This window comes from Caldibacillus thermoamylovorans, from assembly GCF_000751775.1.
In the GTDB taxonomy this organism is placed as follows: domain Bacteria; phylum Bacillota; class Bacilli; order Bacillales; family Caldibacillaceae; genus Caldifermentibacillus; species Caldifermentibacillus hisashii.
In genome coordinates this window covers 54,997-65,948 of sequence record NZ_CCRF01000039.1, presented here as the reverse complement: position 1 = coordinate 65,948, position 10,952 = coordinate 54,997, and the positions used below count along the sequence as shown (strand labels likewise).

13 protein-coding genes are annotated in these 10,952 nt (G+C 37.3%); 3 read left to right on the top strand and 10 right to left on the bottom strand.

Annotated elements, in window-relative coordinates; translation table 11 throughout:
• Window positions 1-10: 10 nt before the first annotated feature.
• The gene (locus BT1A1_RS05905) at window positions 11-646 is read right to left on the bottom strand and encodes a TVP38/TMEM64 family protein (RefSeq protein WP_034769077.1); all 636 of its coding nucleotides are present in this window, start codon (window positions 644-646) and stop codon (window positions 11-13) included.
• Window positions 647-1,071: 425 nt separating this feature from the next.
• Between BT1A1_RS05905 and BT1A1_RS05900 the strand changes: the two genes are divergently transcribed.
• Entirely contained in the window at window positions 1,072-1,473 is a 402-nt protein-coding gene (locus tag BT1A1_RS05900) for a YhjD family protein (protein WP_034769075.1), read from the top strand.
• On the opposite strand, the gene BT1A1_RS05895 is transcribed toward BT1A1_RS05900, so the two are convergent.
• Window positions 1,407-2,024, bottom strand: a complete 618-nt coding sequence (locus tag BT1A1_RS05895) for a competence protein ComK (RefSeq protein WP_051989031.1) — start codon at window positions 2,022-2,024, stop codon at window positions 1,407-1,409. The two genes, BT1A1_RS05900 and BT1A1_RS05895, sit on opposite strands and share 67 nt — an antisense overlap.
• Before the next feature lie 237 nt (window positions 2,025-2,261).
• On the opposite strand from BT1A1_RS05895, the gene BT1A1_RS05890 reads away from it, so the two are divergent.
• Window positions 2,262-2,498, top strand: coding sequence for an IDEAL domain-containing protein (locus BT1A1_RS05890; RefSeq protein WP_034769073.1), 237 nt, complete (start codon window positions 2,262-2,264; stop codon window positions 2,496-2,498).
• Window positions 2,499-2,668: 170 nt separating this feature from the next.
• On the opposite strand, the gene BT1A1_RS05885 is transcribed toward BT1A1_RS05890, so the two are convergent.
• The 6 genes from BT1A1_RS05885 to BT1A1_RS05860 all read right to left on the bottom strand — a co-directional run bounded on the left by BT1A1_RS05885 (window position 2,669) and on the right by BT1A1_RS05860 (window position 8,300).
• The gene (locus BT1A1_RS05885) at window positions 2,669-3,931 is read right to left on the bottom strand and encodes a M48 family metallopeptidase (protein ID WP_043988190.1); all 1,263 of its coding nucleotides are present in this window, start codon (window positions 3,929-3,931) and stop codon (window positions 2,669-2,671) included.
• 66 nt (window positions 3,932-3,997) lie between these two features.
• Window positions 3,998-4,303 (bottom strand): AzlD domain-containing protein, encoded by a 306-nt coding sequence (locus tag BT1A1_RS05880; protein WP_034769071.1) that lies wholly within the window; start codon window positions 4,301-4,303, stop codon window positions 3,998-4,000.
• Window positions 4,296-5,024 carry an AzlC family ABC transporter permease gene (locus BT1A1_RS05875; RefSeq protein ID WP_034769069.1) on the bottom strand — a complete coding sequence of 243 codons (729 nt, stop codon included), beginning with the start codon at window positions 5,022-5,024 and terminating at the stop codon, window positions 4,296-4,298. The genes BT1A1_RS05880 and BT1A1_RS05875 overlap by 8 nt, the downstream gene beginning before the upstream one ends.
• 220 nt (window positions 5,025-5,244) lie before the next feature.
• The gene (locus BT1A1_RS05870; protein WP_034769067.1) at window positions 5,245-6,258 is read right to left on the bottom strand and encodes an ABC transporter substrate-binding protein; all 1,014 of its coding nucleotides are present in this window, start codon (window positions 6,256-6,258) and stop codon (window positions 5,245-5,247) included.
• Between the two features lie 299 nt (window positions 6,259-6,557).
• Window positions 6,558-7,553, bottom strand: a complete 996-nt coding sequence (locus tag BT1A1_RS05865; protein ID WP_034769065.1) for a lipoate--protein ligase — start codon at window positions 7,551-7,553, stop codon at window positions 6,558-6,560.
• Between the two features lie 12 nt (window positions 7,554-7,565).
• Window positions 7,566-8,300 (bottom strand): MBL fold metallo-hydrolase, encoded by a 735-nt coding sequence (locus BT1A1_RS05860; protein WP_034769063.1) that lies wholly within the window; start codon window positions 8,298-8,300, stop codon window positions 7,566-7,568.
• A 256-nt stretch (window positions 8,301-8,556) separates the two neighbouring features.
• Between BT1A1_RS05860 and yhfH the strand changes: the two genes are divergently transcribed.
• On the top strand, window positions 8,557-8,694 hold the full coding sequence (yhfH, locus tag BT1A1_RS17830) for a protein YhfH (RefSeq protein WP_072012652.1): 138 nt from the start codon (window positions 8,557-8,559) through the stop codon (window positions 8,692-8,694).
• A gap of 117 nt (window positions 8,695-8,811) precedes the next feature.
• On the opposite strand, the gene hemH is transcribed toward yhfH, so the two are convergent.
• Together hemH and hemE are read right to left on the bottom strand one after the other, a co-directional pair.
• Window positions 8,812-9,744, bottom strand: coding sequence for a ferrochelatase (gene hemH, locus BT1A1_RS05855; RefSeq protein ID WP_034769061.1), 933 nt, complete (start codon window positions 9,742-9,744; stop codon window positions 8,812-8,814).
• A 62-nt stretch (window positions 9,745-9,806) separates the two neighbouring features.
• A complete protein-coding gene (hemE, locus tag BT1A1_RS05850; protein WP_034769059.1) occupies window positions 9,807-10,838 on the bottom strand; it encodes a uroporphyrinogen decarboxylase in 1,032 nt (343 codons plus the stop codon).
• Window positions 10,839-10,952: the final 114 nt, after the last annotated feature.

Below are 10,952 nucleotides of genomic sequence, written 5' to 3'. Positions count from 1 at the left end.
AGAGCCTCGATTATTCGTCTTGCTCACCCTTTTCCCTTGATTTCAAATTCGAGATTCGATCCGATTCTATTTTTTTATCCAGATGGGCCTCAATTCGCTTACCAATATACCAGAGAATGACAATCACAATCCCTAGTATAATCGTCTTTTTTGGATTATGGATTAATGACGGGATATCATGTCCGATATAGCTGATACTAAAAATCATGACCATTTTTCCTGCTAATACCGCCACACCATATTGATAAATACTTATTCTCGATAAACCGGCGACAATATTCACGACTGCAGAAGGTGTAAACGGAAAACACATTAACAAGAATAAAGGTCCGAATCCATGCCTGTCCACCCAGTCTACAAGTCTTTTCACTTGTTTATGATTTTTTAAAAACGCTAAAAACCGTTTCTGTCCATATTTCCGAACAATTGAGAAAACAATCAACGCACCGGTACATGCACCAATCCATGAAAACAAAAAACCCCATCCCAACCCGAATGCACTTGCATTGGCAGTCACAAATACGAATAAAGGTAAAAAAGGTAAGAAGGCTTCAATTATCGGTAAAACCAGTCCGGGTATTGGACCAAAAGAACGGTAATCTTGAATTAATTCCATAAGGTTTTCTTGCATATTCGAAAAATCCATATAAAATCTCCCTTGGTCAGATTACAAGCAGTATGATGAAACCCTTCAGTGTTTTTTAGAAAATTATATCATAAAATATGACCAAAATAGAAAGATCAAAAAATCCTTTTATTTTATTTTACCATTTGTTAATAAAACCAATTATATCATTGGAAAAGGATGATTTGAATTTTCCGGATTTTAGCCGGTTTTGTAAAGAAAACTCGGCGATTGCCGAGCCTTTAGGCGAAAGCAGAGCCGCAAGAGCACTTATACTTAATTCTTAAAATTTCCAACTACGTCGAATTCGCTTCTTTGCTGGAAATTTATACTTTCTTAACGTATAAAAAAAGAGAGGGATTTCAGTAATAGCGGTTTGCATTTTAGAAGAAATTTTAATAAGATATTCGTATATACGAACTTTTGTTCTTGAGGAGGAAGGGAAAATGACAAGGATTCCTTCAGAAAGCAGGGATTTATTAGAAAAAGCCATTTATTACCCAATGTTAATTAAAGTATTGGAAAAAGATTTATCTGTATTTAAAAGCAGTCCGTTCAAACTGCCGAATCCATATATTGAACTAGTCGAACACATATTAAATCTTGTCCATAAAGAATTATATTATGTAAAAAGAGAGTTAAAAAAGCAAGGGATGAAAGTACAAAAAACGAAATGGGATGATACATTTACGACTTACCTGTTCATTTACAAGGGGTATGAAGAATATCACAGTTATTTCAATCCGCGATTACGTAATTACGTTGAAAGTTTATTGACAAATTATTTATTTAAACGATTTGACGACCAATATGATCGTCCAAAAGGCTCGTCCAAAGATACGTCATAATGACTTCTTCTTTCCATTGCCTCAAGCCCTTGTTCAAACCTTTGATACAAAATTTGTCTGTTTCTTTCAGCTTGAATAAATCTTGGGTCAATTTTTGTTTTTAACAATGCCGTTCTTAACATTTGCTTATCAAAAGATCCGCATGACATCGGAACTTGAAGCCTCATTTTATTAGTAAAAATAACTTCCGTATTCAGACTTCCCGCATTATTATAGGCCAGAACATGACTGTGGGAAATCCACATACAATGCCGTTGTTTCGGGGATGCAGTCGGAAAAAAGTAAATGGATTGAATCGGATCAATGACGATGGGCGGTTTATGTGTGACACCAATTAACTCCTTTGTCCCTTCTTTTCTTCCTTCAAAACTGGAAGCATATAAATGACAACTTTTCTTTATAACTTCCAAGGGACTGTACGGAATCAACACTTCTCCATCTGTTTTTAATACCCTTGAATATAATTTGCTGCCATACTGCTCGGGGATGATGGCCATAATCATTGAATCAAATTGAAATTCAAAACATGTTTTTACCACTTTCTGCGACATAATTTCCTCCTTTTTATTTTAAGCACACATACAGTTTTATTTTATCATGTTTTTTCTATATAGTCCATAGACATTTTGTATTTTTATAAATAAATATAACAATCACCATTTAAAACTTTTTCTGAACATTAGATAAAATAGGTTGAGTTTTTACCCGTTTACGAATATAATGTTACTAATAATTATTTTTCGTCGGCTGAAGTCTAAGGGAAGTAAAAAATGAGAGGAGGAAACGTTATGAAAAGGGAAAATTCTTTTGCTGAATTGACAAAAGCATCATTAGAGAATACACAACAAAAGGATAAATTTATTCAATCGGTCTACATCGATTTGTTGATTCAAGAAGCACTCTTAAAGGAAAAGAGAAGAGTGATTAAAGAAAAAATTGATGAAGCAATTGATCAATGTGATAGAGAATCATTTTTCCTTCTTGCAAAACAATTGACAGAAATAGAAGAACAATTAAATGCTTAGCTTAAGTTTTACAAGCAACCTTCTAACTGCTGTTTTAGCAGTTTTTTTCTGGGTCTTCGTTTCCCCCATCCAGTTTAAACCACCGATAATGAAGCTTTGCGACAAAATCAATTCCAGTAAAAAGTTAAGGCCCGGACCTTTTCTTTTGCCCGGACCCTGAATAACAGCATCTACTTATTTTGCTCATATGTTTCAATCATTTCAATCCGCTCCTTCATGGTCGGATGGCCATATCGAAACCATTTCACAAGTTTCGGTGGATTTACTTGACTAAGTCCTGCTCTTGTTAATTCATGAAAAGTTGAAATCCCTGCATCGACATCTCTTGTCATTTCAATGGCATAACGGTCGGCTCGTTCTTCTTGATAACGACTGACGGCATTGGATATCGGGCTTGCTGCAAAGGACAAGACCGATAAAATAAGTAAAATAAGTGGTAAAGAAGAAAGGTTTGTTTTGTCAGAAATCCTCAATATCCCGCCATATTTATCACATAAAACGTCCAACAATTTTGCCGTTATAAATAACCCTGCCAATAATAACAATAGAGTACCGGCAATCCCGAAATAAATATGTTTTTCAACATAATGGGCCATCTCATGAGCCATGATAAACAAAATTTCCTCGTCATCTAATTTCGTTAATGTTGTATCCCATAAGACAATTCGCGAATTCGAACCGATTCCTGTCACATAGGCATTGAGCGTATTTGTTTTTTCCGACATATTTACTTCATAGACATGCTCTGCGGGGATATCCGCCTTAGCTGCCAACGAAAGAATTTTATCTTCCAAAGCCTTGTCTTTTAACGGATAAAAATCATTGTATAAAGGATCAATGATAACCGGCTGGATAAACATCATAAATACTGTAAATGGTATGGAGAGAAACCAAGCATATAACCACCAGCGTTTTTCACTTTTCCTGATTAACCAATACAGGAATGTGACGATAATAAATAAAAACACCCATTTAATCCAAAAGTCAATTAGTTGATCCCGCATCCAACCATGGAACGTTTCATTCGAAAGACCGTAACTTTTTGATAACCGGTAGCCGACAAATCCCAGTGGAAAAAAGAATAAAAAAGAAGCAAAGGATAAACAAAAGGTGAAAATCGCACTTTTAAACAGCCATCTTTTTGAAGTTGATTCTGCCCATTTTTCAAAAACTTTTCCAATTCCAAGCAGTAAAATGAGCAAATAAAACAGCCATTCATACGGAATTCCCAAGAAAAACAAAAGATTCCGGATATTTGAATATTGCTCGGACAAGACCAATTCTTCTCCAGTAAGGAAGGTTGCCGGATCTACCGCGGTTCCTATTTCATCCGCCGACAGCGCTCCCGTGTTCCAATTAAATAAATACAAATAAAGAAAACCGATAAATAAAACATAACATGTCAAGAAGATGAGGATTATTTTCTTTCTCAACCTATTCACCAACCATTTGTTAGTATCCCACTTTTGTATGTTCCCCTTGTTTTTCTAAATTAAAAATTAAAAATAAAAAGAAACGACAGACAATGCAAAGATTGACCCGATTACGACAACAACAACATTCGAGAAAAAAGAGGCAAAGGTAAAAGCAATCGCCGCACCAACAACCCCGAACCAGATGTCCTCATGAATAAAAAATACGCCTGGGAATATGAGTGCACCAAGAATCGCATAAGGGACGTTTTGCAGGATATTTTGCAAAAACACGGGTAGTTGCAATTTTTGTAAGATAACAAGGGGAATCATTCTCGGAATGTACGTAGCCAGTCCCATTCCAATAATCATCCAAACAATTTGGCTATTCACTCGGTCCATCCTCCTTCCCTTTCTTCAACAGAATAATGAGTTCAACAAGGCATGACGAAATTAATGTTGAACAAACAATTGCCCAACCCGTTGACAAAACTTCCGTCATAACAAATAAACTATTAAATAAGGCAGCAACTGTTGCGAGAAAGACAACTTTCCTACTCCCTTTCATCGACGGCACTAACAGCCCGATGAACATTGCATAAAGCGCAATCGACATTCCTTCTTGAAAAAGTTCAGGAAGACTGGCACCAACAATATAGCCTACACCGGAAAAACAAACCCAGCTACTATAAGCTATGAACGTTAGTCCAAACATATAACCAGTTGTCAATTTTTCTTTCTGAACCGCTGCGACAGAAAAAGTTTCATCAGTGATACCGAAAGCATAAAGCGCCTTTTTGATCGGTTTGTCTTGCTCTACTTTTTCGTTTAACGATGCACTCATCAACAAGTGACGAATATTAACGATGAACGTCGTCAAAATAATTTCAATGACTCCAATCTGTTTAGAAATCATATCCAGAGACATATATTGGGATGCACCCGCATAAACAATGAGGCTCATTAAAATGGTTTCACCCAGAGTCAGCCCCGTTGTTTTGGCAATAAACCCATATGTAATTGCAACCGGCATATACCCGATGGCAATTGTAGCACCGCCTTGTAAACCAAGTTTAAATTGGTTTGCAGGTTTATCCAGTACATTCGTTTCCAAAACAACCCCTCCTAAAATCCACATGTAACAAAAAGAACACAAAACAAGTTTGTATTTCAAAAGATTACTAGAATATATGACCATGAAATAATAAAGGAGTACAGACATATATGACTGACTCCGTTATTATAGATTGCTATACAATATATTTGGTGAAACTTCAATCCATGCTCTATGGATTGCCCATTAAACCAATTTGGTACGCTTCTTCTTCACGATATCATTCAACATATTCCGCCAATTCATCCCATTCCGGCTTTATTTGAATCCCCATTTCTTTAGCAGCGGTTTTGTTAATAACCAGCTTCAATTTTTGCGGATATTGGGCAGGAAGTTCACTAGGTTTCTTCCCATCCTTTAAAATTTGAATTGCAAGTTGTCCGGCTTCATAACCGATATCGGCATAGTCAAAACCGTATGCAGCAAATCCACCCCGTTTAACGGAGTCCAATTCTCCGACAAATAATGGAATATCCTTGCTCTGGGCAACTTGTATGACGGATTCTAATCCCGAAACAACCGTGTTATCTGTAACAATATATATCACATCAACACTGTCAACAAGTGCATCTGCAGCTTGCTTAACTTCAGAAGTATTAGCCACAATTTTTTCGACCAATTGTAAATCAGTACCTTTTATCGCTTTTTTCATTTCATCGATTTGTTTCACTGAATTTTGTTCACCGGCATTATAAATTGTTCCGACTTTTTTTACATCCATTTGTTCATCAATAAATTTAATTGTATTCGGAATCGAGTCGGGATGCATATCTGCCGTTCCCGTCACATTTCCTCCGGGTGATTCCATTGATTTTACTAATTCAGCTCCAATCGGGTCGGTTACCGAGGTAAATACGATTGGAATATCGCTTGTCGCACCCGCAGCTGCCTGAGCGCTTGGTGTTGCATTGGCAAAAATTAAGTCAACCCCGCTGTTAACAAGATTTTGTGCCACGGTTTTGGCATTATTCGGATCATTTTGAGCGTTTTGCTCATCATATTTCACCTTTAACCCTGATTCTTTCAATGCTTTTTTAAACCCTTCCGTTGCCGCATCCAAAGACGGGTGATTCACATATTGGCTGATTCCAATTGTATATGTTTCTCCTCCTCCACTTTTCGAATTTGAGCCGCCGTTTCCACCGGATGAAGACTCTTTATTTGACGTGCAACCTGCAAGAATTAACAGACTCGCAAGCAAGATGAAAGAAACACTTTTTCTCAACTTCCCCATTAACCATTTCCCTCCAAAGTAGTTTATCTGATTAGCACCAAAAAACGTTTGACGGAAATTTTATGCAAAATCCGCCATTCGTACAACCCCAAATATTATCCTTTGCGTGTAAGCTTTACAGTTTTGGTGTTAACCATTATATTCAAAAAACAAATTAGTAATAAATTAATTATAATTGCAAAAATTTATGTGTCAAGTATATTCTAATGCAAGCTGATAGATTCCTCTCCACACAACCGCTGAGAGTAGAGAAAGGCTGTCCAAAAAGGAAAGTCAACACTTTGGACAGCCTTTGAAAATCAGTATATTAAATTTAAGAAATCTTCCATTTCGATATTGCCAAAGTAATACTTTATATCTATATCTTTTAATGCGTCTTGTAAGGCAGATTTATTATAGCGAACGTTTTTCAATTTTGTTTCAATATCCGCTACATCCCCCCAGCCAAAGAAATCCCCGTAAATTTTCACATTTTGAATAATGCCTTTATCAACTTGTAAACGAACATCAATGGTACCAACCGGGAAACGTTTTGAATTTTGAATATTGGATTTCGGTGATTTTCCGTAATTCCATTCCCATGTTTGATATTTCAATTTTGATAATTCCTCGATGTTTTTCCAATCTTCATCCGTCAGTACGTATTCTTTAATTTCACTGCCTTCCGCTTCAAATACATTTTCTAAAATAAACTGTTTAAACTCTTCAATCGTCATTTGCCGATCAATAAATTCGGAAATATTACCGACCCGAGCACGAACAGATTTAACACCTTTGGATTCAATTTTTTCCTTTTTCGGTTTCAATGCTTTTGTGACATTATCCAAATTGGAGTTTAACATCAAAGTTCCGTGGGTGTACATTCTGCCGCCCGTTGCAAATTGGGCAGTACCGGAAACTTTGCGACCGTCGATTTCAATATCGTTTCTCCCCATCAATTCTGCATTGGCACCTAGTTTTCGTAACGCATCAATTACCGGTTTCGTAAATTTTTTGAAATTATCTTGGATGCTATTGCCTTCATCTTTCGTAATAAAACTGTAATTTAAGTTGCCTAAATCGTGGTATACCGCACCACCGCCGCTCATTCGACGGACCACTTTAATATCATTTGCCTCAACGTACTCGGTATTAATTTCTTCAATCGTATTTTGATTACGACCGATGATAATTGACGGCCCGTTTACATAAAAAAGTAAATAAGACTCATTGATATCTAAATTTCTTAATATGTACTCCTCAATGGCCAGATTCATTTGCGGGTCATTTATTCCTTTATTATCAACGTAAAGCATGTAAGACTCCTCCTATATCGTCCATATATCCCCAAGTTTGGCCAAGTGAATTGGTCCCTTGTATCGTTCACCGGCCTCCGAAACTAATTGTTCAAGATTGCCATAATGAGGCAAATGAGTCAAAATCAGTCTTTGGACTTGCGCTTGATCGGCTAATTTTCCTACATCCCTACTGTTCATATGGCCGGCTCTACTGCCATCCATATTACCATAAAAATTACATTCGGACAAAAGAAGCGCTGCATCTTTTGCAAAATCGATAAATGCTTCTTGAAAAGCACTGTCACCGGTAAACACAAATACCTTTCCATCCGCTTCAATTCGGAATGAGAAGCACGGAACGGGATGGACAGTGCGTAAAAAACGGATCGAAAAAGGACCGATTTTTAACTCATTTTCCGGATCATAAGCTATCCCGATTGTAATATCTTTATAAGAAAGCTTTGCAAATGATTCCTTATCAAAATCGTGACCATAGATAGGAAGTGTTTTTTTATTCCCGGTCAAGTACATGTCAATTAAAAGTGCGTGTTGTAGTACACCAATATCGGCGTTATGATCGGGATGATAGTGGCTAATGATACAAGCATCAAGATCAGTTGGTTTTATATATTGTTGAAGTTTTGACAATACCCCGCTTCCACAATCTATTAAAAGATTGAAACCGTCATGCTCTAATATGTACCCGGCACTCGCTTCATTCACTTTCGGATACCCGCCCCACGGACCAATAATTGTTAATTTCAAAAAGATACCTCCTATACCAAGTATTCTAAAATTCACTATACTACATTATTCGAACTATTTCCTAATCTAAAGGTTCTTTTTAACGTCGACAAAATTACCGTAGTGGCTACCCATCTATCTACCACACATTACCCCAAATCTTTCGATAACAAATTTTGACTCGCGGATAGAATAAATAATTTGTTTTAATACACAGTTGCATTTTTCGTCTTGTTATAATACAATGGTAATACAAATTAAAAAAGGGGCGATTCAAATGATTTTAAGTATTCTCGAATTTTTCCAAAACCTACCTTCAAAGTATTGCCAAAAATGCGGCGAAGAAATTGAGGAACAACATGAATGTTATGGAAATGTTTGCCATAAATGCATCGGCTTAAAAGATATGGACTAATCTTAAAATAATCAGAAAACAGGCAAAGTTAAAAGGTAAACTTATAAGCGGAACACTAAAAAGCTGTCTCATCATAACAGAATCAGATGAGACAGCTTTTTTCACTTTCTATATTCCTTATTCATTTAATCTGTTTAAAATAACATTTGCCAATGCTTCGATGAATTGATCGTGATCGTTTGGCATTTCCGGGCGGTAGTAGCTTGCTCCAATTTCTTCACAGACGATTTGGCATTCTGTATCATTATCAAATAGGACTTCCAAATGTTCTGCAACAAACCCGATTGGGCAATAAATAAATGCTTTATAACCTTTTTCCTTATGTAAATCTTTTGTTAGGTCTTGCACATCAGGACCAAGCCAAGGCTCCGCTGTTTGACCGGCACTTTGCCAACCAACAGCATACGCATCAATACCGGCTTTCTCAGCTATTAATTTTGCTGTCATGGCTAATTGATCGGGGTACGGGTCACCGGCTTGTAAAATTTTTTCAGGCAAGCTGTGTGCCGAGAAAATGACAACGGAATGATTGCGCTCTTCTCCCGGCATTTTTTCTATCGTAGCTTTTAATTGATTTACCCAAAAATCAATAAATTTCGGTTCATCATACCATTGGTCAACGGAAACGATCTGGATTCCACCGAGTTCATCGGCTGTTTTTTTCGCCCGTTCATTATATCCCTTAATACTAAAGGTCGAGTAGTGCGGTGCTAAAACAATGCTGACAGCTTCAGTAATTCCTTCTTTATGCATTTCTTTTACCGCATCTTCAATAAACGGGTGAATATGTTTTAAACCGATAAACAATTGGAATTCAACTTCATCTTGAACACGATTTAAATATTTCGTTAACTTTTCTGCCTGGGATTTTGTTATTTCAGCCAGTGGTGAAATACCGCCAATTGCCCGGTAACGACTTTTTAAATCGTCAATTAATTCATCTGCGGGTCTTCTGCCATGCCGAATATGTGTATAATACGGTTCAATATCTTCTTCTGTATACGGGGTTCCATAAGCCATAACGAGAAGCCCGATTTTTTTCTTGCTCATTCGTATCACCTCGTATTTATTTTGCCGAAAAGCCGTCCTATTATCACTACAGACCTTCACCGTTATTGTTTAAATTCATGAATAAATTGGGTTAACCGTTTTATCGTTTCCGGCTTTATATCAGGAAAGATTCCATGGCCTAAATTAAAAATATATCCCGGTTGTGTAATACCTTGGGTTAGGATGTCAGACACCCGCTCTTCAACCACTTCCCAAGGTGCAAGAAGGACAGCAGGATCAAGGTTTCCTTGTAAGGTTTTCGTAATTCCCATCGCCCTGGCATCGCGAATTTCCAACCGCCAGTCCAGTCCAATCACATCAACAGGTAAATCATTCCATTCCATTATTAAGTGACTTGCACCGACACCGAACAAAATGAGTGGAACATTTTCTTTTTTTAATTCAGAAAAAATCCGTAACATTGTCGGCTTCATAAAATTCCGGTAGTCCTGAACATTTAATGCACCCACCCAAGAATCAAAAATTTGGATTGCACTGGCTCCGGCATGAATTTGTGCTTTTACATAAGCGATCGTCATGTCTGCCAGTTTCTCCATTAACAAAAACCAAGCACGAGGCTCACTATACATAAACGCCTTTGTTTTATTATAGTTTTTCGACGGACCGCCTTCGATCATATAACTCGCCAAAGTAAACGGTGCCCCGGCAAACCCGATTAGCGGGACGGTCAATTGTTCGGTTGTTAATAACCGGATCGTATCCAACACAAACGGGAGATCATGTTCCGGATCGATTTGCCCCAATCTTTCAACATCTTGGTATGTCCGAATCGGCTGATCAATGACCGGACCGAACCCGCCTTTAATTTCAACGTTCACACCCATAGCAGGTAACGGTGTCATAATATCCTTATATAAAATAGCCGCATCTACACCATATTGTTCAACCGGCAGTCTCGTCACGTAGGCACAAAGTTCCGGTTGATGGGTGATTTCAAATAAAGAGTATTTTTCTTTCAATTTCCTGTATTCCGGTTGTGACCGTCCTGCCTGCCGCATATACCAGACCGGAATATGATTTGTTTTTCCCCCTCTGGCAGCTTTTAAGAAAGTGTCATTTTTTAGTCTGGACATATACAGTAATCACCTTTCGTATTTTTATCAGGCTGGTAGCAAGTTTCGATTATAACATTGCCAAACCAATTGTATGTACTATGGTTCAAATAAATATTTTCAATAAAAAGTTAA